The following is a 24,274-nucleotide window of genomic DNA, read 5'->3' as shown; positions in this document are numbered from 1 at the left end:
GAAGGGGTACCACGGGTGGGGCTCTCAGCGGTGACCGTGCTCGGCGTGGACCGGCCCGGCGTGATCGCCGCCGTCACCGGTTCGCTGGCCGACTGCGGCGCGAACATCCAGGACTCGACCATGACGCTGCTCGGCGGGTACGTGGCGATGATGCTGCTGGTCTCCGGCGACCTCGACCCCGCCGAGCTGACCAAGCGGCTCGGCGCGCCCGAGCTGGTGGTCTCCGCCTCGGCGATCGAGGCGCGGCGGCACTTCTGCGACGACGGCGGCGGCCTCGGCTACGTCCTGACCGTGCACGGCCCCGACCGGCCGGGCATCATCTCGGCCGTCAGCGCCGTGCTGGCCGCCGACGGCGGCAACATCACCGGCATGAGCACCCGGCTCACCGGCCGCCTCTACGTGCTCATCGCCGACGTCGAGCTGCCCAAGGACGTCGACGTCGCCGCCCTCATGCGCCGGCTGGCGGCGGTCGGCGCCGGGCTCGACTCGGAGATCACCTTCCGTCCCGTCGAGCCGGACCTGCTGTGACGGGCGCCAGAGGCACCCCGCGCCAGGTGCTCGGCGCGCCGCACCCGGCGCTGTCGGCCAGGGCCGAGCCGGTCGACCCGGCGGCCCCCGAGACCGTGCGGGCCGCGGCCGACCTGCTCGCCACCCTGCGCGGCGAGACGGCCATGACGGGGCTGGCCGCCCCGCAGATCGGCCTGAGGTGGCGGCTGATCGCCTTCAACGCCTGGGCCCACCCCCGGGCCCGGTCATGGGCCGGGGAGCTCGTCCTGGTCAACCCTCGCCTCACGAGCGCCTCCCACTGGGACGGCGGGCGCGAGGGGTGCGCGTCCATCGCGGGGCTCATGGCCGACGTGCGCCGGGCGACGCGTATCACCGTACATGGGCATTTGCCAGGCACAGGGGAGCCGGTCGTCATCGAGGCGGACGCCTTCGAGGCCCGCTGCATTCAGCACCAACTGGACCATCTGGACGGTCTACTCTTCTTGGACAGAGTGCCAGGGGCGCTATCACTTCACCGCAGACTTCACAGTTGTGACGCCTGATGCGAAGTTGTGCTCCTCGGAAGCATGGTCCGTTTCGTATGATTGCGGCGCCCCCGTAGCCCAATGGCAGAGGCAAACCCCTTAAAAGGGTTGTAGTGCGGGTTCGAATCCCGCCGGGGGCACCATTCTTAAGTGTCCCCGACCTGGGGTTTTCTCCGAGTGAAGCGTCTTGTCGCATCCGGTGGTTCACTACTGCTGTCAACCCGTCACACAATGCTTCCAGTCGTTTGCCGGGAAGACCCGGTCTGGTGAGGCATCCGGAAGATTCCGTTTTCATCACGAAACCCAACAGAAGCCGGTTTCCATTGGTTGCGACGCAGTTACTCGCCGCCCGGCCGCCGGCCCCGGACGGCCGTCCCGGCCTCGGGAACTCGTGCGAGGTCACGTTCGTTGTCCTCGCTGCCGAAGTCCCCCCGACGAACTTCGATCTGAGCGTGAGTTGACCTAGGTGCCGCCAGGCCCCGTAGGCTCGGCGCCACAGGAGGCAGCGATGGAGAGCAAGAACCCCGTATTCGGCAGGGCGCGCCAGCAGCGCGCGGGTTGGGCCGGCCCGGCCCCGTCACCCGACACCCTGCGGAACATGTACGACGCCCCGTCGTACGCACCCCCGGCCCCGCCCGCCTACCGGGCGATGACCCTCGACGACGTCGTCGTCCGGGGCTTCCTCACCCTCGGCGCGCTCGTCGTGGCCGCCGCCGCGACGTGGGTGCTCAACGTCCCCCCGATGGTGGCCGTCGGCGCCGCCGTCGTGGCCCTCATCCTCGGCCTGATCGCCTCGTTCACCCAGAGCACCAACCCGGCGCTCATCCTGGGCTACGCGGTGTTCGAGGGCGTCTTCCTCGGCAAGATCAGCCAGCTGTTCGAGGGCGCCATCAGCGGCATCGTCTTCCAGGCGGTGCTCGGCACGGCCTTCGCCTTCGGCGCGGTGCTGACCGTCTACTCGCTGCGGGTCGTCCGCGTCACCCCCAAGCTGGTCAAGTACGGCATGGCGGCCGCCATCGCGGTGGTCGGGCTGGTGCTGGTCAACCTGCTGGTCGGCATCTTCAACGGCGTCGGGCTCGGCCTGCGCACCGACAGCCCGCTCGGCTACGTCTTCAGCATCGTCATGATCCTGATCGGCTGCTTCTTCCTGCTCCTCGACTTCGACTCGATCGAGCAGGGCGTGCGTCAGGGCGTTCCGGACAAGTTCGCCTGGCAGTGCGCGTTCGGCCTCATGCTGAGCCTGGTCTGGATCTACCTTGAGGTGCTCCGCCTCATCAGCTATTTCACCGGCGACGACTGATCGTTCATCTCCTGGGGGCCTCGCCGTAACCGGCGGGGCCCTCTCTTTGTGCGACCGGAAATCTACCTGCCGTCACAGAATGATGCCTGGCCGGGGGGTTGCCATTCGCAGCGCGGTGTTGCAGTGTCGAGCAAAGGACCTTAATCCGCGGAGGTGCCCATGTCCTTGAACCACTCACCGGAGACGCAGACGAAGCTCATCGCAAGGGTCCCCACGATAACGGGACGCGAACTCCCCGAGTGGTTCCAAGCCATCGACAACGGCCCATCCTTCCTGAGGTGCGACGAGCGGGCCAACTGGCTCGCCGACGAGCACGGGCTGACCCACGGCTACGCCGCCGCGATCGTGCTGGAGCACGAGCGGCACCGCCGTACCCGAATGGGCTTGATGTAGAGCCCTTCCCCATCCCCGCGCCCGTGCTCCGAGTACGGGCGCGGCATCATGAACACATGGATCTGGACAAGGCGCTCGGCTTCATCGAGACCCACCACCACGCAGTCCTGCTCACCAGCCGTCGCGGAGGGCACCCGCAGATGTCGCCGGTGCTGGCGGGCGTGGCCGGCGGGCACATCGTCATCAGCACCCGCGAGACGGCGATGAAGGTGCACAACATCCGCCGGGATCCCCGCGTCTCGCTCTGCGTGCTCGCCGACGGCTTCTTCGGCGAGTGGCTCCAGGTCGACGGCACGGCCGAGATCGTCTCCCTGCCGGAGGCGATGGATCAGCTCATCGCCTACTACCGGGACATCTCCGGCGAACACCCCGACTGGGACGCCTACCGCGAGGCCATGGTCAGCGAGCGGCGCGTCATCGTCCGCGTCACCCCGCTCCAGGCCGGCCCCGACCGCCAGGGCTGACCCCCGGGACGCGAACGGCCCCGCGCGGCCGGGAAGGCCGGGCACGGGGCCGCCGAGCACGATCTAGGACAGGCGCTCCAGCACCATCGCCATGCCCTGGCCGCCGCCCACGCACATCGTCTCAAGGCCGAGGCTCTTGTCGTGGTGGCGCAGGCTGTTGATCAGCGTCGAGGTGATGCGCGCCCCGGTCATGCCGAACGGGTGCCCGACGGCGATGGCGCCACCGTTGACGTTGAGCCGGTCGAGCTCGATCCCGAGGTCCTGGTACGACGGGATCACCTGCGCCGCGAACGCCTCGTTGATCTCAACGAGGTCGATGTCCTCGATCGCCATCCCGGCCCGGGACAGCGCCTGCCTGGACGCCTCCACCGGCCCGAGGCCCATGATCTCGGGCGACAGCCCGCTGACGCCGGTGCTGACGATCCGGGCCAGCGGCGTGATGCCCAGCTCGGCCGCCTTGACGTCGCTCATGATGACCAGGGCCGCCGCGCCGTCGTTGAGCGGGCAGCAGTTGCCCGCGGTGACCGTGCCGTCGGGGCGGAAGACCGGCTTGAGCCCGGCCACCCCCTCGTACGTGGTGCCGGCCCGGGGGCCGTCGTCCTTGCTGACCACGGTGCCGTCGGGGAGCGTGACGGGGGTGATGTCCTTCTGCCAGAACCCGTCGGCCAGCGCCTTCTCGGCCAGGTTCTGGGAGCGCACGCCGAACTCGTCCTGCTCGCGGCGGCTGACGCCCTTGAGCTGGGCCAGGTTCTCGGCGGTCTGACCCATGGCGATGTAGATGTCGGGGACGGCGCCGTCCTGGCGGGGGTCGTGCCAGGTGCGGCCGCCCTCGGCCGACTGCTTGGTGCGGGCCGTCGCGTCGAGGAAGAGCGGGTTGTGGGTGTCGGGCAGCGAGTCGGAGTTGCCCTTGACGAAGCGCGAGACGGTCTCGACGCCGGCCGAGACGAACACGTCGCCCTCGCCCGCCTTGATCGCGTGGAAGGCCATCCGCGTGGTCTGCAGCGAGGAGGAGCAGTAGCGCGTGACGGTCGTGCCCGGCACGGTGTCGAGCCCGAGCAGCACCGCCACCACCCGGGCCATGTTGAAGCCCTGCTCACCGCCCGGCAGGCCACAGCCGAGCATGATGTCGTCGATCGTGTTCGGGTCGAGCTGGGGCACCTTGGCCAGCGCCGCCTGGATCATCTGTACGGTCAGATCGTCGGGACGGATGTCCTTGAGCGACCCCTTGAAGGCTCGTCCGATCGGGGAACGCGCGGTTGCGACGATGACTGCCTCGGGCATGGCCCCTCCTTGTGTCCGGCGCTGATATTAGAACTATATTCCAGTCCTCCTCGCAAGCGCCCCGGGGCCCCGCGTCAGCCGTACATGCCGGGGGCGGTGGCGGTGTGGTCGTTGACGGCGTGCACGGCGCCCTTCTCGTCGCGCCACAGGCGCCAGCCGTCCTGGCTGCCGGTGAACCAGGGCGGCGGGGCGTTCATGGGGGAGACGCGGGTGCCGGTGCCCAGGTCGTACTCGCAGACGGCGGCCGTGGAGTAGAAGCCGGGGGCCTGGCCGCGCAGCGGCAGCGGCTTGGGGTCGGTGACGCAGAAGGACCAGCCCCGCTCCTCGCCCACCTGCGTGGGCTTGCCCGAGACCAGGTCGAAGGCGCTGCCCTTGGCGTCGTGCTTGAGGAAGCCCAGTTTGTCCATGCGGTCGGGGAAGGCCAGCCACCAGCCCGAGCCGGGGACGTCGGAGGCGGTGATCTGGCCGACCACCCGGCCGGTCTCGGAGTCGAGCCTGGCGAAACCGCCGTAGGCGCCCTGGCGGTCGACCGGGCGGACGACGGGCGCGTAGCCGGGGCTGCCGCTGGGATAGACGCGCACGACCGAGGGGCGCATCCAGTTGACCGTGCCGTCGCTGATCCTGATGGAGAACAGCCCGAAGGTGGAGACCTTCTTCGTCTGGGGGTTGGTGTAGGGGGCGACGTAGCCGACCAGGTTGTCGCCGGTCGAGCCGAACGCCCACCCGCCCGACAGGTCGATGCCGGGCCCGAGCGCCTGCTCGATCGGCTGCTGCCACTGCAGCTTGCCGGTCTTGACGTCGTAGGACTCGATCATGGGGTTGGCGGCCATCCGCAGCAGCAGGACCCGGGCCGGGTCGGACCACTCGACCTCGGAGATGCCGGGCAGCCGCCACATCACCCGGCCGGTCGCCGGGTCGAGCACGACCATCCGGGCGTGGGTCAGGGCGGTGTGCTCCGACACGCACACGTAGGGGCCGCAGCGCTGCGGCCCGAACGTGGAGTGCATGGGCCTGGCCCACTTCTGCGTCCCGGAACGGGCGTCGCGGGCGATGAGGGTGGCGTTCCAGCGGCCCTTCTTCGCCGGATCGAGGGCCACGACCACCCCCTGGCCCTTGGCCGTCTCCACGATCGCGGGGGCGGAGACGCCCATGCCGGGCAGGCGGCCCGCCATGGTGGCCGGGTACGCCCACAGGCGCCGGCCGTCTTCGAGGCCGAGCGCCACGGTCTCCAGCGTGCCGTCGGGCTTCATGGAGGTGGTGGTGACCACACCGGCCGCGGACACGATCCGGCTGACCGCGTTGACCTGGGTGTTCTGCCAGGAGGGGAAGTTCGCCGTGGCGGCGTCGCTGCCGGAGCAGGCGGTCAGGGCGAGGGTCCCCGCGAGGGCCAGGGAAGGTTTCATGAGGGGCCGGAGCACAGGCAATTCACTCCAAAAGAGGACGAGGAGTGACGGCTCAGGCTCGGAGGGTGACCGGATCAGGCGTCGCCGAACCCCCCGGCGCGCACGATCACGCGTCGGTGGGATCGTCGAGCCGCCCGCCGGGCGCGCTCACGCGTCGGTAGGCGTCTCGCCGAGCCGCCGGCGGAACAGCGTGGCCCACTTGCCGTGGAGCCCCGTGGCCCGCCCGTCGACCCGGGTCGCGGTGACCTCGGTGCCGGGCTCCTCCGCGGCCGTTGCCGCCGCAAGGTAGATCGGTTGCAGTCCTTCGCCCCGCGCGGGCCGCGGCTCAGGCCACAGCCCCAACGCAGCGCACACCGACGGTAGCACCGCGTAAGCGGCCTGCGCGTAACCTCGGTCAGATGGATGGAAACGATCCGGTCCGAACATTTCTGTCGGATTTGTATCGAATTCCGGCCCCAGGACGTCGGCGAACGCCACCGTACGGCCGCCCGCGTCGACCACGGCGACGGTCTGGGCCGCCGCGAGCTGACGGCTCCACCGCCGGGTCACCCAGCGCAGCGGCTGGGCGATGGGCCGCACCGTGCCGAGGTCGGGGCAGGTGCCGACGACCACCTCGACGCCCGCCTCGCGCAGCCGCCGCACCGCCTTGGCCAGATGGCGCACCGCCACGGCCGGCGGCGTCTGGGTGATGATGTCGTTGGCCCCCACGAAGATGACCGCCACGTCCGGGCGCATGGCGAGGGCGGCGTCCACCTGCTCGGGCAGCTCGGCGGAGGGGGCGCCCGACTTGCCCGCCACGAGCAGGTGCACCGGCCGCTCGGCCACCGCCGCCACGCCGTTGGCCAGCAGGACGGCCGGGGTGTGGCTGGGGTCGGTCATGCCCAGGCCCACCGAGGTGGAATCGCCGAGCATGGCCATCTTGAGGGGTTTGCCGCGGAAATCGCCGTAGACGCCGTCGGAGGGCGGTCCGTCCAGACCGTGGGGGCGGCCGATGGCCTTGCGCGCGAGCAGTCCCTCGGCGATCAGCAGGCCGTACGCCGTGGCTCCCAGAGCCGTGAGCCCGCCACCTCCGAGCGCCGCCGCCATCGCGATCCGCCTGGCCGCGCGTGCCATGCCTGCTGCCCAGACCACGTAGTGTCCTCCCGGTCGAACTCGGCGGTAGCGTTTGCTTGAAAACTAGCCGAGGGCCTGCCACCCCCACTGGATCTCGGCCTCGGGCAAGCTGATCAAGCTTCGGCAAAGAAGGTGAACACCTCGGTGCGCGTTTACGATTCCCTGGTCGATCTCATGGGGAACACTCCGCTCGTCCGCCTGCACAAGGTCACGGCGGGGATCTCCGCCCAGGTGCTGGCCAAGGTCGAATATTTCAATCCGGGCGGCTCGGTCAAGGACCGCATCGCGCTGCGCATGATCGAGGCCGCCGAGGCCTCCGGCGCGCTGCGGCCGGGCGGCGTCATCGTCGAGCCGACGTCCGGCAACACCGGAGTGGGCCTGGCCATCGTGGCCCAGCAGAAGGGCTACCGGTGCCTGTTCGTGGTGCCCGACAAGGTGGCCCAGGACAAGATCGCGGTGCTGCGCGCGTACGGGGCCGAGGTCGTGGTCTGCCCCACCGCCGTCTCGCCCGACCACCCGGAGTCCTACTACTCGGTCTCCGACCGGCTGGCCCGCGAGATCCCCAACGCCTGGAAGCCCGACCAGTACTCCAACGTCAACAACCCCGACTCCCATTACCACTCGACCGGTCCCGAGCTGTGGGAGCAGACCGACGGCCGCATCACGCACTTCGTGGCGGGCATCGGCACCGGCGGCACGATCAGCGGCACCGGCCGCTACCTCAGGGAGGTCTCCGACGGCCGGGTGAAGATCATCGGAGCCGACCCCGAGGGCTCGGTGTACTCCGGCGGCTCGGGCCGTCCCTACCTGGTGGAGGGCGTGGGCGAGGACATCTGGCCGGCCACGTACGACACCGGGATCTGCGACGAGATCATCGCGGTGTCCGACAAGGACTCCTTCAACATGACCCGCCGCCTGGCCCGCGAGGAGGGGCTGCTGGTCGGCGGCTCGTGCGGCATGGCCGTGGTGGCGGCGCTGCAGGTGGCGGCCAAGGCGGGCCCCGACGACGTGGTGGTCGTGCTGCTGCCCGACGGCGGCCGCGGCTACCTGTCGAAGATCTTCAACGACGACTGGATGGCCGACTACGGCTTCCTGACCACCAGCTCGGACGAGGGCCTGGTCGGCGACGTGCTGGCGCGCAAGGGGCCGGGCCTGCCGGAGTTCGTGCACGCCCACCCGCACGAGTCGGTCGGCACGGCCATCTCGATCATGCGCGAGTACTCGGTGTCCCAGCTTCCGGTCATGAAGGAGGAGCCGCCGGTCATGGCGGCCGAAGTGGTCGGCTCCATCGTCGAGCGCGACCTCCTGGAGGCCCTCTACCACGGCAGGCTCGCCTCCGACGACCCGATCTCCGACCACATGTCGGCGCCGCTACCCACGATCGGCAGCGGTGAACCCGTCGCGCGCGCGGTCGAGGCGCTGGAGAAGGCCGACGCGGCCGTCGTCCTGGAGGACGGCAAGCCCGCCGGGCTGCTCACCCGGCAGGACCTGCTCGCCTTCCTCGCCAACCACTGATCAGGGTTTCCTGATCGACTCGATCACGGTGCCGAGGCCCTCGTGCCCGCGCCCCTCGGCGTCGGCGCGCTCGAACAGCTCCTTCAGCGCGCTCGGCACCGTGGTCTCCACACCGGCCTCGGCCAGCGCGTGCACGACGTGGCCGAGGCCCACGGCCTGCATGTGCAGCGAGTTCAGCTCGCCGGGATAGGTCCCGGCGGCGAACTCCTCGGCCAGGATCTTCGCGAACCCCATCACGCCGTCGCCGCCGAGCTGGGTGAAGGTCTCCCGCACGTACGGCAGGAACTCCAGCGGGGAGACCCCCGCCGTGCTCAGCATCGCCATCGCGTGCATCTGGCTGGTCAGGCTCGACCAGAAGATCAGCAGCAGCGACTGGTAGTACATCATCGCCAGGCCCTCGTCCGCGCCGACGTGGATGACGTCGCCGAGGGCCCTGAGCGTGGCCGTGTGCCGGTCGAGCACGTCCTTGGGGCCGCTGTAGAAGGAGTACGCGCCCGGCTGGCCGATGCCCGGGGGCGGGACCATGATCCCGGCGGTGACGAGCGTGCCGCCGCGTCCGGCCACCCAGCGGGCCGCCGCGCGCAGCTCCTCCGGGGTGCCCGAGCTGAGGTTGACCAGCACCTTCCCGTCGAGCCTGGCCTCGCCGAGGCTGTCGTACATCGCCTGGTAGCCGATCTGGCTGAACACCAGCAGATCGCCGTCCGCGGCCGAGGCCGCGCGCCGGGCTCCCCGCTCGACCAGCGGTTCGGTCTTGGCGGCCGTACGGTTCCACACGGCCACGTCGAAACCCGCGCCGAGGAACGTCTCGGCCATCTTCGACCCCATCGGGCCGAGTCCTGCAACTGTCACCTGAGTCATGACAGGGAGCCTGCGGCACCGCCCTACGGAAATCCTTGTGACCGGCTACGGGTTAGTCTCTGCATGGTGCGATTCGGGGTGCTCGGCCCGCTGACCGTCCGGACGGACGGCGGCGAGGAGATCCACGTCGCCGAGCCCAAGGTCCGCGCGCTCCTCGCCGCCCTGCTGGCGGCCGGCGGCGGCCCGGTCTCCGCCGACCGGCTGATCGACGAGCTGTGGGGCGACCGGCCCGGCCGCAACCCGCTCGGCACCCTCCAGGCCCGCGTCTCCCAGCTCCGCCGCGCGCTCGGCGACCCGGCCATGGTCGTCCACGGCCCGGTCGGCTACCGGCTGGCCGCCCACGACTGCGACGCCGTCCGGTTCCGCGCGCTCGTGGGCCGCCGCGGCGCCGCCCCGCGTGAGCGCGCCCGCGAGCTCGACCAGGCGCTCGCCCTGTGGCGGGGCGCGGCCTACGCCGACTTCGCCGACGAGGGGTTCGCCCGTCCCGAGATCACCCTGCTGACCGAGCTGCGCCTGTCGGCCCTGGAGGAGCAGGCCGAGGTGCGCCTCGCGCTCGGCCACGACGTCGACCTGGCCGACCTGGTCGCCCGGCACCCCTTGCGCGAACGGCTGCGCGCCTCGCACATGAAGGCCCTGTACCGGGGCGGCCGGCAGAGCGAGGCGCTGGCGAGCTACGAGGAGCTGCGCGTCAGGCTGGCCGAGGAGCTGGGGCTCGACCCCTCGCCGGAGCTGGCCGCGCTGCACCGGGCCATCCTGCGCCACGACCCCTCGCTGGCCGCCCCGCCGCCCGCCGCCGACCCCGGGCCGCTCACCAACCTGCCCGCGCCGCTCACCCCGCTGGTCGGCCGGGACGCCGACCTCGCCGAGGTCGTCGCCCTGCTGGCGGACTCGCGGCTGGTGACCCTGACCGGGCCGGGCGGCGTGGGCAAGACCCGTCTCGCCCTCGCCGCCGCCCGCCGCCTGGCCTTCCCCGAGGGGGCCGCCGAGCCGCGGCGGGGCGGGTTCGCCGACGGGGTGTGGCTGGTGGAGCTGGCCGGGGCCGGAGGCGCCGACGTGGCCGAGGCGGTGGCGGCCGTGCTGGGCGTGCGCGACGACGACTCCGTGCCGCTGGCGTCCAGGCTGGCCGGGGTGCTGGCGGGCCGGAGCGCGCTGCTGGTCCTGGACAACTGCGAGCACCTGGTCGAGCAGGTCGCCGGGCTCGTCTCGGCGCTGCTGCGGGCCGCGCCCGGTCTGCGCGTGCTGGCCACCAGCCAGGAGCCGCTGGGCGTGTCCGGCGAACGGGTCCGGGTCGTCCACCCGCTGGCCGAGGCCGACGCCGTACGGCTCTTCGCGGCCCGCGCGGACGTCGAGCCCGGCCCCACCGTGGCCGTCATCTGCCGGCGGCTCGACGGCATCCCGCTGGCCCTGGAGCTGGCGGCGACGCGGGTGCGGGCGCTCGGCGTACAGGAGCTGGCCGCCCGCCTGGACGACCGGTTCAGGCTGCTCAGCGCCGGGATGCGGGACGCCCCGGCCCGGCAGCGCACGCTGCGGGCCACCATCGACTGGAGCTGGGAGCTGCTTTCGGACGAGGAACGCGCGGTGCTGCGGCGGCTGGCCGCGCACGCCGACGGCTGCACCCTGGAGGCCGCCGAGGCGGTCTGCGCCGAGCCCGGCGTGGACGTGCTCGACGTGCTGGCCAGGCTCGTGGACCGGTCGCTGGTCGCCGTGGCGCCCGGTCCCCTGGGACCCCGCTACCGGCTGCTGGAGTCGGTGACCGCCTACTGCCTCGAACGGCTGCGCGAGGCCGGTGAGCACGACCTGCTGCGGGAGCGGCACGCCCGTTACTACACCGACCTGGCCGCCCGCGCCGAGCTGCGCGGCCCGCGCCAGCACGAATGGCTGGACCGGCTGGACGCCGAGAGCGCCAACCTGCGGCAGGCCCTGTCAGGGCCGGAGCCCCTGCGCCTGGCCAACGCGCTCGCCTGGTACTGGATCCTGCGCGGCAGGCTGCGCGAGGCCCGCAGGTCGATCGAGGCGGCGCTGGCGGCGGGTGGCGAGGACAGCGCCGCCGCCCTGGCCTCGGTGTGGCTGGCCGGCATCGGGCTGCTGCTCGGCGAGCCCACCCCGCCGGTACGCCGCGCCGCGCTCGACCGGGCGGGGGCCGCGCTGGCCGACTGGTTCCTCAGCTTCGTCCGCTGGGCGTACGGCGACCACGCGGCGCACCGGGACGCGGTGGGACGGGCGCTGGCGGCGTACGAGGAGCTGGGGGACCGGTGGGGGGTGGCGGCGGCGCTGTGCCTGCGGGCCAAGCTCGCGGTGGGCCGCGGCGACCTCGCGGCGATGGAACGCGACGGCGAGCGCGGCCTGGCCCTCTTCCGCGAGCTGGGGGACGAATGGGGGCAGGTCGAGGCCATGGACGTCCTCGACCGGCTGGCCGAGATCCGCGGCGACTACGAGGGGGCGGCCCGGCTGCGGCACGAGGCGCTGCGGCTGGCCGAGGGGCTGGGGTTCGACGTGTCGTTCAAGCTGGCCGCGCTCGGCCGGCTCGCGCTGCTCACGGGCGACTACGAGCGGTCCGACGACTACCACGGGCGGGCCAGGCGGCTGGCGGTGGCGCAGTCGTACCGGTCGGCGGAGGAGAACGCGCTGCTCGGACTGGCCATGAGCGCCCGCAGGCAGGGGCGGTACGAGGAGGCGGAGTCGTACCTGCTGTCCGCGCTCGACTGGCTGCGGCAGGTGCGGGGGACGCCCGGGACGGCGTTCGTCATGGCCGAGTGGGGGTTCGTGGCCGAGCAGCGCGGCGACGCCGAGACGGCGCTGGCGCGCCAGCGCGAGGGGTACGCGCACGCCCGCGCGACGGGCGACCCGCGGGCCGTCGCGCTGGCCCTGGAGGGGCTGGCGGGCGCGTTGTCGATCGCGGGCCGCGAGCACCTGGCGGAGGCGGCGCGGAAGCTGGGACGGGCCGCGGCGCTCCGGCGGGCCGTCGGCGCGCCCCTTCCCGCCGGCGAACGCCATGACGTGGACCGGATCACCGCCCGCCTGCGCGCCGCCCTGGGCCAGCCGGAGTTCGCCGGGTCCTTCGCGGCGGGGGAGCGGGATCCTGAGGTCTCGGGCCAGTGGGAACCCGGCGAGGTCGCGGTCGGCCGGTCGTCCGGGTCAGGGCAGTGGGCATCCAGAGAGGTCGCGGTCGGACGGTCGGGCGGGTCAGGGGAGCGGGAACTCGGCGATCACTTCCCAGGGGCCCTCGGGGGACGGGCCCGCGTAGAGCCTGCCGCCCAGAGCCTCCACCCGCTCGGCCATGCCGACCAGCCCGAACCCGCCGCCCAGCCGGGACACCCGCGGGTCTGACGCGACCGAGCCGAAGTTCCGCACCCGCAGCACGACCACCCGCTCGTACCGCCGCAGGTCGGCCTCCACCCACGCGGCCCGGGTGGCGTGCTTGCGCACGTTGGTGAGCGACTCCAGCAGGACCCGGTGCAGCGTCGTCATCACCTCGGGCGGCAGCGTCCGGTCGTCGATGCCCGACCCGATCTCGAACGCCACCTTCGGCCCCTCGACCGAGAACCGCTCGGTCAGCAGCCGCAGGTCGGCCAGCGTCGTGCCGGGCCTGCGGTCGGCCTCGTCCTCGGTGCGCAGGACGGTGACCATGCGCCGCATCGAGGTCAGCGCCTCCGACCCGGCCGAGGCGATCGCGTCGAGCGCGGGCAGCACGGCCTCGGGCTTGTGCTCGGCGACCGTACGCGCGGCCTGGGCCTGGACGACGATGCCGGTGATGTGGTGGGCGACCAGGTCGTGCAGCTCCCTGGCCAGTTCGAGACGTTCGGCCCGGCGTACGGAGTGCACCGCCTCGGTCCGGCGCTCCTGCTGGAACCGCAGGTAGCCGCCGATGCCCGCGGCCATCGACCACCCCGCGAACAGCAGGAACGCGAACGCCAGCCCCGCCGTGGGGTAGTCGCGCCTGGCCGACTCGGCCATCAGCACGCCCAGTCCCACGAGCGACAGCACCGCCGCCCGCCGTACCGGCTCCACGTGCCGCAGCACGCCGATGAGGAGGATCAGCAGCGACCCCGTCTCGGCCATGCCGGGCGCGCCCAGCGCGCCGACCGACCCGATGACCACCGACGCGGCGAAGGACAGCCCCAGCAGCGCGCAGAAGCCCTCAAGCCGGTGGCGGCGGCGCAGGACGACCGCCGCGATCCCGGCCGCGCCGCAGAACGGCACGAACCATTGCAGCCCCCCGGTGCTGACGGCGATGGCCAGGTCGAGCATCAGCATCAGGCCGAGCCAGCCGAGCATCGCGATCTCGCTCAGCCGCCGGACCCAGTACACGATGCCTTTCGAATCCCCCACGTCACGAGAGTAGGCCGGAAGTCGGACAACTCGTATCAACCGATCGGCCGACCCGGTCGCCGCCGGACCAGCCCTTCAGCGGAGGCGGCGGCGACGGTCCCTCGGCGATGCTGGAACACGTCGGAAGGGGGACAGGACATGGTTGTCATCGGGTTCGTTCTGCTGGGGTTGGGACTGGTCGTCACGGCGCTGCTCGCGCTGGCCGACCCCGTGCTGCTCTCGCGCATCAACGGTGAGGAGGCGGAGGGCGCCAGCGGCCGCCACATCGACGTGGAGGTCGTCCGGCTCAGCGCCCCGGCCGTGACGGCCGCGACGGCCCGCGAGGCCCGGGCGGCCTGAGCCCTCGAGAACGTGGCCCGCGCGGGCATGGCCGCGCGGGTCCGGGCGGGCGCCGTCGGGGGACGGGCCCCGCCACCGGCCCGCGATCCGCTGGGGAACGGATCGCGGGCCGCTTTCCGTTAACGTGGGGCCTATGACCAACGGTTTTGAGACCCTGGCGATCCACGCAGGTCAGGAGCCCGACCCGCTGACCGGCGCGGTCGTGCCGCCGATCTACGCCACGTCCACTTACAAGCAGGACGGCGTGGGCGGCCTGCGTTCGGGATATGAGTACAGCCGCTCCGCCAACCCCACGAGGACGGCGCTGGAAGAGGCGCTGGCCGCCGTGGAGGGCGGCGCGCGCGGGCTGGCGTTCGCCTCGGGCCTGGCCGCCGAGGACACCCTGCTGCGCACGGTGTGCCGGCCGCAGGATCACGTGATCATCCCCAACGACGCGTACGGGGGCACGTACCGGCTGTTCTCCAAGGTGCACGAGCGCTGGGGCCTGCACTACGACCCGGTCCCGCTGCACGACCTCGACGCGGTGGCGTCGGCCATGACGCAGAAGACGAAGATCGTGTGGGTCGAGACGCCCACCAACCCGCTGCTCGGCATCGCCGACATCGCCGCCCTGGCGCAGCTGGCCCACGAGAACGGCGCGCTGCTGGTCGTGGACAACACCTTCGCCTCGCCGTACCTGCAGCAGCCCCTGGCGCTCGGGGCCGACGTGGTCGTCCACTCCACCACCAAGTACGTCGGCGGCCACTCCGACGTGGTCGGCGGCGCGCTGATCGCGCGGGACAAGGGCCTCGGCGACGAGCTGACCTACCACCAGAACGCGATGGGCGCGGTGGCCGGCCCGTTCGACGCCTGGCTGACGCTGCGCGGGCTCAAGACCCTCGGCGTGCGCATGGACCGCCACTGCGACAACGCCGAACGCGTCGTCGACCTGCTGCTCGCGCACCCGCGCGTGACCCAGGTGCTCTACCCGGGCCTGGCCGAGCACGCCGGCCACGAGGTCGCCGCCAAGCAGATGCGGCGCTTCGGCGGCATGGTGTCCTTCCGCGTGGCGGGCGGCGAGGCCGAGGCCGTGGAGGTGTGCAACCGGGCCAAGCTGTTCACGCTCGGCGAGTCGCTGGGCGGCGTCGAGTCGCTCATCGAGCACCCGGGCCGCATGACGCACGCCTCCGCGGCGGGCTCGCCCCTGGAGGTGCCGAGCGACCTGGTGCGCCTGTCGGTCGGCATCGAGACGGTCGACGACCTGCTCGCCGACCTCACCCAGGCCCTCGGCTAAGGCGTCGGGACGACCATCAAGGCGTCGGGACGACCATCAGGAAGAGGATCACCAGCCAGATCACGGCCAGCAGGCCGCTGATCGCCGCGACCCGTCCGGTCTGCACCTTCGCGTCGTCCTCCGCGTTCTCGCTTTCGAGCGCGCGGAGGGCGGTGCGCAGGTCGCGGTCGATGATGACCAGCAACACGATCGCCACGATGAACAGCGTCATCGACGCCGTCATGTACCACAGACCGAGCACGCCGTTCCCGACGACGACGCCCAGGGCCACGCCGAACACCAGCACACCCAGGCTGGCCAGGCTGTAGATCCTCGTGGTGCGCTGGATGTTCCGCAGGACGGGCACGTTGTTGGTGCGGATGGCCCGCGGAGCCGCCATCGTCGCGGCGGTCAGCGGGCCGATCGTGAAGATGGCGAAGCCGATGTGCAGCCAGAGAAGCAGGGACATGCGCCTGAGACTAGTCCCCGACGATCTCGGTCGGCGGCTCGACACTCTCTTTAACCTGCGAGGAGCAACGCATGATGAGCTCCGTGGCGGCCACCGCTACGGCCATCAGGGTGATCAGCAGGATCGTGGCAATCATGGGCTCTCCTCCTTCCCCGTGTCCGACGTAAATATCGTCCGTAATGACTAGACGGACGTGCAACGGAATAAGTTCGCCACGGGTATGGTTGGTCACCGTCGCTTTTTTCTTACCTTCAGGGCACAAGGGGGTGCCGTCCGTGGCCATCAGGCATGTCGAGCCGTACACCGACGAGTGGCTGCAGCAGCCGGCGGGCTATGTGGAGCGCGTCGTCGACCTGCTCGGAGCCGAGGTGGCCGACTGGTGGGAGGGGCCCTGCGATCCGCGGCACGCCACGGTCAAGCTGACCGACGGCCACGCGCTGGTGTGGGACGAGGAGAGCGGGTGGCGGCTCGGCCGCTTCGTCTCCGGCGGGGCGGGCGCGCACACCGAGCTGACCGGCGTCCGCTACCTGGGCCACGGGCTGCTGCCCCGGCCGGAACGCGTGCCGTCGGCTCTGGTGGACGCGCGGGCGGGGGTGGGGGCCAGCTCGGCCTGGCGGCCCTGTTACCGGTCGCACCGCAACTGCCGCGACGGGTTCGACGTGGCCCTCGACTTCTACGCCCGCCTGATCGAAGCCTGACAAACCCCAAAGGCAAGGGCCTCCGCCCTGGGGGCGCTGCGCGCCGGAGGGCTCCAGGTCCTGCTTCCTCGGGGGAGCCAAGCTCCCCCGAACCCCCTGGCCGGGGGCTCCCGCCCCGGCCCCCCGGAGGTCACCTGCCTCCTTCCCGGTCATGCGTTGGAGAAGGTGTTCCTGCCGCCTCCTAGACCGGCTTCTCTTGCCGTCGCCCGAGACGCCTGCGGCACCTCCCTCCGCCCATCCGCGGGAAGGCTGTCGACCCTCCTCGCGGCCATCTGACGACTCACAGCCGGTCGTCGGCGACTCCCGCTGGACGAGGGAGCGTGCTCGACGGAAGAGGCCCCGGGCGTTGCGTCTGGAGCTCCGCCTGACGGGCGAGTTGGCCGCCCAAGTGGTCATGGTCCACGCCGACGAGCGAGTGCAGCAGCCCTTGCCTGAACTGCTCAAGGGTGGGCGGTTGCCGTCTCCAGGCGGCGGCGCCGTAGGGCAGGGGCACGATGTGCCAATCGTGCCCGTATCGGCGGTGGAGGTCCGCAAGGTTCATGACGGGCCCGCGATGTGTCCGAGGATCAGCTCGGCGGCCTCCTCCGGCAGTGCGGCCAGGCGCGGGAGAGGTCCGTTGGGGAGCGGAAGGCCGCCCACGTCCAGCTCCAGCACGTACTTCCCTGTCCGAGGGGCCATGCGGACGGTCGCGACGCGCCCGCCTTTGTCGGCGTAGACCACGAGTTCGGGCGGGTGCCGTTCCAACCGGCTGCCGCAACCTCGGCCCGCAGCCTTGAGAGTGAGCCTGTATCGCTCGTCGATGGCCAGAGTGCGAACTCCCCGTTTAGTCAGCAATCGACGGAGTTCGTGCAAGGCGATGATGTACCTGCCTGCTGTCCTGTCATTGATGGGGACGTCTCCGTCGCCCGGCTTTTCGGGCATCCGTTCCAAGAGCTTGCGTATCATTGGTCGTCGCCGTTCAGCTGTGTCTCCCTGGGGTGCACGACCATGTTTCCCCGTCGTTTTTCGGCAGACCAGGCGGGGTATTCCTCAGAGGAATAAGGCCCTACGGGCCAATACCTCTCCGCTATACGCTCGGCTGGTGGACGTTCGGTCACTGCCCGAAGCCCTTACGGCGATCATGAAACAGCGCGGCTGGACCCAGCAGCAGCTCGGCCGCGAGCTGGGAGTGTCGCAGGCGTGGATCTCGCGCGTCTGCAACGGTGTCGCCGACACAGGTCTGGCGCGGGCGAAGGAACTGCTCGCGCGTGTGGGGTGGGAGGTACGGTTTACACCCTCCGTGGAGGAGCCTGTGGAACGCCGGGAGTTCTTGTCGGCAGCCGCATCGGTCGTGTTCGTCGCGTCCGCCGCCGACTCCGATCCCTACCTCGACCCCGACTACGTGCGTGCCCTGTCAGACAGCCTGGCGCGCGGGCGCTACGAACTCGGCGGGCTGCCTCTCGCGGCCCGCGCCCTCGGGCACGTGAAGCGCGTCGCCCACCTGCAGATCGGCTCCGCGGGCCACGAGCTCCAAGGTGTGGCGTCCGACCTGATGTACCAGGCAGGCATCGCGCTGTACGACGCCGGCCGGCTCGCCCAGTCAGAACGTGCGAGCACGATCGCCCTCGACCTCGCCCACCAGGCCGAGGATCCGTCAGCGCGGGCTCGGGCGTACGACGCCCTGAGCCGGGTCAGCCTCTATCGCAGCGATCCGCTGCGCGCGGCCCGGCATGCCCAGCGGGGCCTGCGCATTCCAGACCTCCCGCCGAGCCGCCTGTCGAGTCTGCACATGCGGCTCGGCCGTGCCCTGGCCTGTATCAACGGCAACCAGCGGGAGGCCCGCGAAGCCCTCGATCGCGCCTTGGGCACGTCCGGTCTGAGCCCGTTCGCCGAGGCTGCTCTCGGCGGGGACGTGGCGATCGGTCTGAGCAGGCTGGGCCACTACAACCAGGCGGATCGGCTCCTGCGGGAGGCGGCGGAGGCCATGGCGCAATGGTCTCCTCTTTTCCGCGCCCAATATCTCGGAAGGCAGACGCAGACAGCGGTACGCGCGGGCAAACCGGCGCTCGCCGTGCATCACATGCAGATTCTCACCCGCGCGCTGCCGTTCGTCGGCAGCGCGCGCGTGAATAATCGGGTGGAACAAATCATCGCCGCGACCGCCAAGTGGGACCGTATTCCGGAGGTGCGTACCGCGCGCGAACATCTGCGGTCGATGTCGTCGGCCGGAGCCCCTTCTGTTTGACGTTGTTCAGCCGCATTTTGCACGAATCAGCGGGAGCGGCGGAGGCGGAGGAAGTCGCTGACGACGTATTCGCCGAGCCGGTCGGCGCTCGGTGAGAACACCCGGCCGCCGTTCCTGCGGGCCACCTCGTCCACGAACTCCTTCAGCCGGTCGTCGGCCGCCAGCATGAAGACGTTGATCGTCGCCCGCCGTCGCGTCATCTTGTCCACCTCGGCCAGCGTCAGCTCCAGCGTCTCGTGCGACGGCGGCCACTCGAAGGCCGACCTGCCGTTGCGCATGAGGTGGGCGGTCGGCTCGCCGTCGGTGACCACCAGCACCACCGGCTCGAAGTCGGGGTGGCGGTCGAGGTGGCGGCCGGCGATCAGGAGGGCGTGGTGGAGGTTGGTGCCCTGGACCATGTCCCAGTCGAGGCCGGCCAGCTCGTCGGGCTGCAGGACCCTGGCGTAGTTGGAGAAGCCGATGATCTGCACGGCGTCCTGCGGGAACTTGGAGGCCACCAGCGCCTGGAGGGCCAGCGCCGTCTGCTTGGCCGCGGCCCACGTGCCGCGCAGGGCCATCGAGTACGACAGGTCGACCAGCAGGCACACCGCCGCCGCGCTGCGGCGTTCGGTCTCGGAGACCTCGAAGTCGTCGACGGACAGCCGCACCCGGGCCCGCCCGTCCTGCGGGGTGGTCGCCACGCCGCCGCTGCGCACACCGTTGACCAGCGTACGGACGACGTCGATCGGCTGCTCGTCGCCGAAGCGCCACGGACGGGTGGAGCCGGTGAGCTCGCCGGCCGAGCCCGCGTCGTGCTGGTCGTGGTCGCCGCGCCGGCCCGCGTCGAGGGAGGAGAACACGCGCCGCAGCGCGGTCTCGCCGAGCCGCCGGACCGCCTTTGGGGTCAGCTCCAGCTTGCCGCGGCGGCGCAGCAGGTAGCCCTGCTCCTCCAGCTCGCGTTCGATGCGCTTGAGCGCCTCCAGGTCGTCGACCGCCGCCCGGCCCAGCGCGCGGCGTACGGCGGCCTCGTCGATGTCGTCGAGCCGCGCGCCCGGGTAGTCCTGGCGCAGGGCGGTCTCCAGCTGGGTGAGGTCGGCCAGCTCCTCCAGGGCGGTGACGGCGTCGCCCATGGCCAGGGGCTCCTCGCCGGTCAGGCGCTCGGGGGCGTTCCAGGCCAGGTCGGGACGGCGGGCGTGCAGGGCCTCGCCGAGGCGGCGCATCTGGTCGGACAGGCCGGCCTGGTCGAGGGTCTGGTTGATGAGGCTGGACAGCTCCTCGCGCTGGCGCGGGGTCATCGAGGCCAGCATGCGCTGGGTGGCGGCGGCCCGCCGGGCCAGGATGTCGACGAGCTCCTCAAGGTTCCGGGGCGTTTCTGGGAACAAATCGCCATATTTCGCCATAAAGGCGTCAAAGTCTTCTTGGGTGTGCTCGCCCCGGGTGTCCCTGTCCAGCATGTCGTTCAGATCGGACATCATCTGCCGGACGCGGGCCATGGCCTCGGGGTCGGGGTTGGCCAGCGCGTCGCGGAGCCCTCTGAACTGGCTGTCGAGCACCTCGCGCCGCAGCAGGTCGCGCAGCTCCTCGAACGTCTGGCGGGCCGCCGCCGAACGCCACTCGTACGTGCTCAGCTCCTGGATGGCGCTCGCGGTGTCCTCCGGCAGCCCGTCGAGCCCGGCCTCGCGCAGCCGCGCGTCGTCGGACGGGTCGGGGAACAGCTCGGCCCGCTCCTGCCCGATCGCCTTGTCCAGCAGCGCCCGCGCGCGTTCGAGGGTGCCGTCGAGCCGCCCGCGCTCGCGCAGGTCCCTGCGCCGCCTGCGGACCTCCTTGAGCATGTCGTCGAGGCCCCGCCGGTCCTGGCTGCCGGGCAGCCCGCGCTTGAGCAGGTCGCGCAGCGCGTGGACCGGCGTCGAGCCGGACAGGATCGCGTCGCCCATCTCGTCGAGGGCCGCGCGTACGTCGTAAGGAGGGGCCAGGGGGTCGGGGCCGTCGTGGTATTCGCCGTAGCGGAAGGCCATCACGCTTCCACGCTAACCCCAACCCGCCCCCGCCCGTCTACGGACGCCTGGCCACTTCCCACACCTCGACCGCGCTGTTCGCGTCGGGCGTATAACTCACCTGCACCTGCACCGCGCGCCCGGCCCCCTTGAGCGCCTTGGTCAGATCGGCCGACTCGCAGGGCAGCGTGCCGAGCCCGCGCTTGTCGACGCCGGCCGGCTTCCCGGACACCCAGCGGTCGCCGCAGCGGGCGGTGGCCCGGTAGAAGGACGTCAGGTACGTGTAGCCCAGCTTGAGCTGCTTGCCGCCGGTGCTGAACAGGACCGTCGCGTCGTCGACGCGCTTGACCGAGCCGCGCGCGGTGACCGGCTCCGGCCAGGCGTTCAGCAGGAACTCCTGGGCCTTCACGGCCTTGCCGCCCTCGTACTCGACGCGCAGCGGGACCGCGCCCTCCCGGAGCCCGACGGTGAGCTGGGCGGGCTTGCACGACGTCCGGCCCAGGCCGTCGCGGTCCAGCGCGACCCGGCCCTCGGTCTCCTTCAGGTCGCAGGCCGTCGTCACCCGGCTGTAGGCGGCGCGGGTGTAGTCGAGCTTGAGCTCTTCTGCCCCCGGGATCGCGGTCAGCTTGTAGAGCACGTTGCCGCCGCGCCGCACCTTGGCGGGCTTCATGGGCACGATCCGCAGGCTGCCCTTGCCGTCGGCCCAGGCGTAGCCGTAGGCGGTCTTGGCGGCTGCCCCGGCGGGGGCCGCCTGCGCGGGAAGCGCGAGGCCGCCCAGGACGAGGCCGACGGCGGTGGCATGGATGAGCAGGCGCATGGGCGGTTCCCCCCGGAGTCGTGATCAACCAAACACTACGACGCGGGAAACCGCCCGATTGTTCACGTCCTGTAGATCGTGACCCCGTCGAGGTCTTCCTTTGACAGCCGCCGCATCAGGTAGAGACCTTCCAGCGCGAACTCCAGGGCCGCCGCGGCGTGCCCGGGGGACTCCTCGCCGGCGCCCATGCCGAGCCTCGACATGATCTTGGCCAGGCCGCTGACCGGACCGATCCGGTGCAGCAGCTCGGCCGCGGCCACCATGTCGCCGGACTCCACCTGGTTGCCCTCGGCGAACTTGTCGGTCACCGGGGCCAGGTCCATGCCGCCCAGCCTGTTCCTGAACGTCTCGGCCGTGGCCCGGCGCAGCAGGTGGGCCAGGATCTCGGTCTCCCTGCCCTCCTCGCTGACCTCGAACTCCACCTTGCCGCGCAGGCTGTGGACGACGCAGGCCAGGTCGCAGACGCGCGTGACGGCCTGATCCTCGCCCTTGATCGCGGACCTGCGCACGGCGGAGGCCGCGGCGGTCTCGGCGGCGGCGATCGAGAAGCGCGCCGACACGCCGGAACGGGCGTCGACGGCCGTGGACTCGCGGACCAGCCGGGTGAACCTGGCGATCACCTCGATCAGGTGCTCCGGCACGTCGGCCCCGATGTCGGGCACCGACTCCTGGCGGATGAGGGTGAGCTCGTCCTCGACCGTGAGCGGGTAGTGGGTGCGGATCTCGGCGCCGAAGCGGTCCTTCAGCGGCGTGATGATGCGGCCCCTGTTGGTGTAGTCCTCGGGGTTGGCGCTGGCGATGAGCAGGATGTCGAGGGGCAGGCGCAGGTTGTAGCCGCGCACCTGGATGTCACGTTCCTCCAGCACGTTGAGCAGCGAGACCTGGATGCGCTCGGCCAGGTCGGGCAGCTCGTTGACGGAGAACACGCCGCGGTTGGTGCGTGGGACCAGGCCGTAGTGGACGGTCTCGGGGTCGCCGAGGGTGCGCCCCTCTGCGATCTTGATGGGGTCGACGTCGCCGATGAGGTCGCCGACGGAGGTGTCGGGAGTGGCGAGCTTCTCGCCGTAACGCTCGTCGCGGTGCTTCCACGCCACCGGCAGCTCGTCGCCCAGCTCGCGCGCCAGGGTCTTGCAGCGCGTGCAGGCGGGTGCGTACGGATGGTCGTTGATCTCGCAGCCCTCGACCACCGGGGTCCACTCGTCGAGCAGGCCGGTGATCGTGCGGATGAGCCGCGTCTTGCCCTGCCCTCGCTCACCGAGCAGGACCAGGTCGTGCCCGGCGAGCAGCGCCCGCTCCAGGTGTGGCAGGACGGAGTCGTCGAAGCCCACTATGCCGGGGAACCGGGGCTCGCCGGCCCGCAGCCTGGCCAGCAGGTTTTCCCGGACCTCGGCCTTGACGCTGCGATGAACGTGGCCGCTCTCCCGCAACTCGCGGAGAATACGTGGCTGATGCACGGGATCGAGACTACGTCCCCCGCGAGAAATGCGGCAGAGAGTTTCGCATCTGGCGGAGATTTCGGATCTTGACCTATTGCGTGACGGTTCGTACGCGTGCTTCCCCCTTTAGTGGGGAGAATCGGCCCTAGGGAACATGCACATGTCGAGGGAGGCGAGACGCGTGGCCTTGATGACAAGCCGCTTCGCCGACGGCCTCGCCGTGGGTTCCGACCTGGTGGAGGCCGCGGAGAGCGCCGTCGGTCAGGCACTGTCGAGGCTCAGCGGCCAAGCCGACCTGGTCTGCTTCTTCATCTGCGGCGAGGACCCCGAGGACGTCGCCAGAGCAGGCCAGGCCGCGATGAAGCTGGCGCCCGAGGCGCACGTGATCGGATGCAGCGCCACCGGTGTGATCGGCGACGGGCAGGGGGTCGAGCTGACGCCCGCGGTGAGCGCGTGGGCGGCCACCCTGGAGGGGGCCAGGCTGACCACGTTCGCCCTGGAGACGCTGGCGGCCGAGGACCGGTTCGTGGTCGTCGGGCTGCCCGAGCGCACAGGCGACGACCACGTGGCGATCCTGCTGGCCGACCCGTACACCTTCCCGACCGACGCGTTCGTGGAGCGTTCGGTCGACGTGCTCGGCGACCTGCCGCTGATCGGCGGCCTGGCCAACGGGCTGCAGGGCAGGGGGTCCGTACGGCTGTTCGCGGACGGCAAGATCTACACCGAGGGCGCGATCGGCGTCCTGCTCAGCGGGCCCATCAAGATCAGTACGGTGGTCAGCCAGGGCTGCCGCCCGATCGGCCCCAGCATGGTGGTCACGGCCTCGGAGGAGAACCTGCTGCTCGAACTGGCCGGTCAGCCCGCGCTGGCCCGGCTGGAGGACATCGTCAGCGAGCTGGACGAGGACGACCGCGAACTGGTCGCCGCCGGCCTGCAGATCGGCGTGGCCATGGACGAGTACGCCGAACGTCACGAACGCGGCGACTTCCTCATCCGGGGCGTCATCGGCATCGACCCCGAACGCGAGGCCGTGGCCATCGGGGACATCGTGGAGATCGGCCGTACCGTGCGCTTCCAGGTCAGGGACGCGGCCACCGCCGACGAGGACCTGTACGACCTGCTCGACGCCCACCGCGAGGAGCTCGGCAAGGTCGACGGCGCGTTGCTGTTCTCGTGCAACGGCCGGGGCTCGGCGATGTTCGGCACCGCCGACCACGACCCGGTCGCCCTGCGCGACACGCTGGGACCGATCGGCGTCGCGGGCTTCTTCGCCGCGGGCGAGGTCGGGCCGGTCGGCGGGCACAACCACGTGCACGGGCTCACGGCGTCCGTGCTGGTCTTCTCCAGCGCCGCGGAGCCGGAGCTGTCGTGATGCTGTC

At 71.5% G+C, this 24,274-nt stretch carries 22 protein-coding genes, 1 tRNA gene and 1 pseudogene; 13 read left to right on the top strand and 11 right to left on the bottom strand.

From position 1 onward, the window contains the following. Positions 1 to 15 precede the first annotated feature (15 nt). From ACIBK9_RS24695 to ACIBK9_RS24670, 6 genes are all read left to right on the top strand, one after another. Positions 16 to 528 (top strand): ACT domain-containing protein, encoded by a 513-nt coding sequence (locus ACIBK9_RS24695; RefSeq protein WP_352353003.1) that lies wholly within the window; start codon positions 16 to 18, stop codon positions 526 to 528. Further along, complete coding sequence (locus ACIBK9_RS24690; RefSeq protein WP_358294502.1) at positions 525 to 1,049, top strand: peptide deformylase; 525 nt, start codon at positions 525 to 527, stop codon at positions 1,047 to 1,049. The genes ACIBK9_RS24695 and ACIBK9_RS24690 overlap by 4 nt, the downstream gene beginning before the upstream one ends. A gap of 49 nt (positions 1,050 to 1,098) precedes the next feature. Next, positions 1,099 to 1,174, top strand: a tRNA-Leu gene (locus tag ACIBK9_RS24685). Between the two features lie 365 nt (positions 1,175 to 1,539). Further along, a complete protein-coding gene (locus ACIBK9_RS24680; protein ID WP_352353001.1) occupies positions 1,540 to 2,331 on the top strand; it encodes a Bax inhibitor-1/YccA family protein in 792 nt (263 codons plus the stop codon). 159 nt (positions 2,332 to 2,490) lie between these two features. Further along, positions 2,491 to 2,724, top strand: a complete 234-nt coding sequence (locus ACIBK9_RS24675) for a DUF4287 domain-containing protein (RefSeq protein ID WP_352323556.1) — start codon at positions 2,491 to 2,493, stop codon at positions 2,722 to 2,724. Positions 2,725 to 2,780: 56 nt separating this feature from the next. Next, positions 2,781 to 3,188: a PPOX class F420-dependent oxidoreductase gene (locus tag ACIBK9_RS24670; protein WP_397161365.1), complete on the top strand. Its 408-nt coding sequence runs from the start codon at positions 2,781 to 2,783 to the stop codon at positions 3,186 to 3,188. Positions 3,189 to 3,251: 63 nt separating this feature from the next. On the opposite strand, the gene ACIBK9_RS24665 is transcribed toward ACIBK9_RS24670, so the two are convergent. The 3 genes from ACIBK9_RS24665 to ACIBK9_RS24655 form a co-directional block, all read right to left on the bottom strand. Beyond that, positions 3,252 to 4,469 (bottom strand): acetyl-CoA C-acetyltransferase, encoded by a 1,218-nt coding sequence (locus tag ACIBK9_RS24665; RefSeq protein WP_397161363.1) that lies wholly within the window; start codon positions 4,467 to 4,469, stop codon positions 3,252 to 3,254. A 74-nt stretch (positions 4,470 to 4,543) separates the two neighbouring features. Continuing rightward, complete coding sequence (locus ACIBK9_RS24660; protein ID WP_397161361.1) at positions 4,544 to 5,872, bottom strand: PQQ-binding-like beta-propeller repeat protein; 1,329 nt, start codon at positions 5,870 to 5,872, stop codon at positions 4,544 to 4,546. Positions 5,873 to 6,019: 147 nt separating this feature from the next. Next, entirely contained in the window at positions 6,020 to 7,003 is a 984-nt protein-coding gene (locus ACIBK9_RS24655) for an SGNH/GDSL hydrolase family protein (protein WP_352323552.1), read from the bottom strand. A gap of 126 nt (positions 7,004 to 7,129) precedes the next feature. On the opposite strand from ACIBK9_RS24655, the gene ACIBK9_RS24650 reads away from it, so the two are divergent. Next, positions 7,130 to 8,500 (top strand): cystathionine beta-synthase, encoded by a 1,371-nt coding sequence (locus ACIBK9_RS24650; RefSeq protein ID WP_352323551.1) that lies wholly within the window; start codon positions 7,130 to 7,132, stop codon positions 8,498 to 8,500. Here ACIBK9_RS24650 and ACIBK9_RS24645 read toward each other — a convergent pair whose 3' ends face one another. Further along, positions 8,501 to 9,349 carry an NAD(P)-dependent oxidoreductase gene (locus tag ACIBK9_RS24645; protein ID WP_397161359.1) on the bottom strand — a complete coding sequence of 283 codons (849 nt, stop codon included), beginning with the start codon at positions 9,347 to 9,349 and terminating at the stop codon, positions 8,501 to 8,503. 72 nt (positions 9,350 to 9,421) lie between these two features. On the opposite strand from ACIBK9_RS24645, the gene ACIBK9_RS24640 reads away from it, so the two are divergent. Continuing rightward, positions 9,422 to 12,685: a BTAD domain-containing putative transcriptional regulator gene (locus ACIBK9_RS24640; RefSeq protein ID WP_397161357.1), complete on the top strand. Its 3,264-nt coding sequence runs from the start codon at positions 9,422 to 9,424 to the stop codon at positions 12,683 to 12,685. Between the two features lie 285 nt (positions 12,686 to 12,970). Here ACIBK9_RS24640 and ACIBK9_RS24635 read toward each other — a convergent pair. Further along, a pseudogene (locus ACIBK9_RS24635) lies at positions 12,971 to 13,237 on the bottom strand (histidine kinase); the annotation flags it as partial. A 588-nt stretch (positions 13,238 to 13,825) separates the two neighbouring features. Between ACIBK9_RS24635 and ACIBK9_RS24630 the strand changes: the two are divergent. Beyond that, positions 13,826 to 14,026, top strand: a complete 201-nt coding sequence (locus ACIBK9_RS24630; RefSeq protein WP_397161355.1) for a hypothetical protein — start codon at positions 13,826 to 13,828, stop codon at positions 14,024 to 14,026. A 133-nt stretch (positions 14,027 to 14,159) separates the two neighbouring features. Beyond that, the gene (locus ACIBK9_RS24625) at positions 14,160 to 15,299 is read left to right on the top strand and encodes a cystathionine gamma-synthase (RefSeq protein ID WP_397161353.1); all 1,140 of its coding nucleotides are present in this window, start codon (positions 14,160 to 14,162) and stop codon (positions 15,297 to 15,299) included. Positions 15,300 to 15,315: 16 nt separating this feature from the next. On the opposite strand, the gene ACIBK9_RS24620 is transcribed toward ACIBK9_RS24625, so the two are convergent. Together ACIBK9_RS24620 and ACIBK9_RS24615 are read right to left on the bottom strand one after the other, a co-directional pair. Continuing rightward, positions 15,316 to 15,747, bottom strand: coding sequence for a DUF2269 family protein (locus ACIBK9_RS24620; protein ID WP_364392534.1), 432 nt, complete (start codon positions 15,745 to 15,747; stop codon positions 15,316 to 15,318). 10 nt (positions 15,748 to 15,757) lie between these two features. Beyond that, the gene (locus tag ACIBK9_RS24615) at positions 15,758 to 15,883 is read right to left on the bottom strand and encodes a hypothetical protein (protein WP_352326121.1); all 126 of its coding nucleotides are present in this window, start codon (positions 15,881 to 15,883) and stop codon (positions 15,758 to 15,760) included. Positions 15,884 to 16,022: 139 nt separating this feature from the next. Between ACIBK9_RS24615 and ACIBK9_RS24610 the strand changes: the two genes are divergently transcribed. After that, the gene (locus tag ACIBK9_RS24610) at positions 16,023 to 16,445 is read left to right on the top strand and encodes a DUF6292 family protein (RefSeq protein ID WP_364337729.1); all 423 of its coding nucleotides are present in this window, start codon (positions 16,023 to 16,025) and stop codon (positions 16,443 to 16,445) included. Between the two features lie 537 nt (positions 16,446 to 16,982). Here ACIBK9_RS24610 and ACIBK9_RS24605 read toward each other — a convergent pair. Beyond that, a complete protein-coding gene (locus ACIBK9_RS24605; RefSeq protein WP_397161350.1) occupies positions 16,983 to 17,189 on the bottom strand; it encodes a hypothetical protein in 207 nt (68 codons plus the stop codon). Between the two features lie 337 nt (positions 17,190 to 17,526). On the opposite strand from ACIBK9_RS24605, the gene ACIBK9_RS24600 reads away from it, so the two are divergent. Beyond that, positions 17,527 to 18,669, top strand: coding sequence for a helix-turn-helix domain-containing protein (locus tag ACIBK9_RS24600; RefSeq protein WP_397161348.1), 1,143 nt, complete (start codon positions 17,527 to 17,529; stop codon positions 18,667 to 18,669). A 26-nt stretch (positions 18,670 to 18,695) separates the two neighbouring features. Here the strand turns inward: ACIBK9_RS24600 and ACIBK9_RS24595 are convergent, their stop codons facing one another. The 3 genes from ACIBK9_RS24595 to ACIBK9_RS24585 all read right to left on the bottom strand — a co-directional run bounded on the left by ACIBK9_RS24595 (position 18,696) and on the right by ACIBK9_RS24585 (position 22,913). After that, positions 18,696 to 20,663 carry a VWA domain-containing protein gene (locus ACIBK9_RS24595; RefSeq protein ID WP_397161705.1) on the bottom strand — a complete coding sequence of 656 codons (1,968 nt, stop codon included), beginning with the start codon at positions 20,661 to 20,663 and terminating at the stop codon, positions 18,696 to 18,698. A 37-nt stretch (positions 20,664 to 20,700) separates the two neighbouring features. Continuing rightward, positions 20,701 to 21,459, bottom strand: coding sequence for a hypothetical protein (locus ACIBK9_RS24590; protein ID WP_397161346.1), 759 nt, complete (start codon positions 21,457 to 21,459; stop codon positions 20,701 to 20,703). Positions 21,460 to 21,521: 62 nt separating this feature from the next. After that, the gene (locus tag ACIBK9_RS24585; RefSeq protein ID WP_352326127.1) at positions 21,522 to 22,913 is read right to left on the bottom strand and encodes a sigma 54-interacting transcriptional regulator; all 1,392 of its coding nucleotides are present in this window, start codon (positions 22,911 to 22,913) and stop codon (positions 21,522 to 21,524) included. A gap of 172 nt (positions 22,914 to 23,085) precedes the next feature. On the opposite strand from ACIBK9_RS24585, the gene ACIBK9_RS24580 reads away from it, so the two are divergent. Continuing rightward, complete coding sequence (locus tag ACIBK9_RS24580) at positions 23,086 to 24,267, top strand: FIST N-terminal domain-containing protein (RefSeq protein ID WP_352353142.1); 1,182 nt, start codon at positions 23,086 to 23,088, stop codon at positions 24,265 to 24,267. Positions 24,268 to 24,274: the final 7 nt, after the last annotated feature.

It is taken from the genome of Nonomuraea sp. NPDC050227, from assembly GCF_044459705.1.
Classification (GTDB): domain Bacteria; phylum Actinomycetota; class Actinomycetes; order Streptosporangiales; family Streptosporangiaceae; genus Nonomuraea.
The sequence above is the reverse complement of the archived record's forward strand: the minus strand, read 5'-3'. Positions and strand labels throughout refer to the sequence as shown.

Excerpts from the sequence above, each read along its gene's own strand:
- ACIBK9_RS24680 (WP_352353001.1), top strand. The coding sequence starts at position 1,540 with ATGGAGAGCAAGAACCCCGTATTCGGCAGGGCGCGCCAGCAGCGCGCG.
- ACIBK9_RS24595 (WP_397161705.1), bottom strand. The coding sequence starts at position 20,663 with ATGGCCTTCCGCTACGGCGAATACCACGACGGCCCCGACCCCCTGGCC.
- ACIBK9_RS24660 (WP_397161361.1), bottom strand. The coding sequence starts at position 5,872 with ATGAAACCTTCCCTGGCCCTCGCGGGGACCCTCGCCCTGACCGCCTGC.
- ACIBK9_RS24580 (WP_352353142.1), top strand. The coding sequence starts at position 23,086 with ATGACAAGCCGCTTCGCCGACGGCCTCGCCGTGGGTTCCGACCTGGTG.
- ACIBK9_RS24625 (WP_397161353.1), top strand. The coding sequence starts at position 14,160 with ATGACCAACGGTTTTGAGACCCTGGCGATCCACGCAGGTCAGGAGCCC.
- ACIBK9_RS24620 (WP_364392534.1), bottom strand. The coding sequence starts at position 15,747 with ATGTCCCTGCTTCTCTGGCTGCACATCGGCTTCGCCATCTTCACGATC.
- ACIBK9_RS24640 (WP_397161357.1), top strand. The coding sequence starts at position 9,422 with ATGGTGCGATTCGGGGTGCTCGGCCCGCTGACCGTCCGGACGGACGGC.
- ACIBK9_RS24615 (WP_352326121.1), bottom strand. The coding sequence starts at position 15,883 with ATGATTGCCACGATCCTGCTGATCACCCTGATGGCCGTAGCGGTGGCC.
- ACIBK9_RS24665 (WP_397161363.1), bottom strand. The coding sequence starts at position 4,469 with ATGCCCGAGGCAGTCATCGTCGCAACCGCGCGTTCCCCGATCGGACGA.
- ACIBK9_RS24670 (WP_397161365.1), top strand. The coding sequence starts at position 2,781 with ATGGATCTGGACAAGGCGCTCGGCTTCATCGAGACCCACCACCACGCA.
- ACIBK9_RS24675 (WP_352323556.1), top strand. The coding sequence starts at position 2,491 with ATGTCCTTGAACCACTCACCGGAGACGCAGACGAAGCTCATCGCAAGG.
- ACIBK9_RS24630 (WP_397161355.1), top strand. The coding sequence starts at position 13,826 with ATGGTTGTCATCGGGTTCGTTCTGCTGGGGTTGGGACTGGTCGTCACG.
- ACIBK9_RS24590 (WP_397161346.1), bottom strand. The coding sequence starts at position 21,459 with ATGCGCCTGCTCATCCATGCCACCGCCGTCGGCCTCGTCCTGGGCGGC.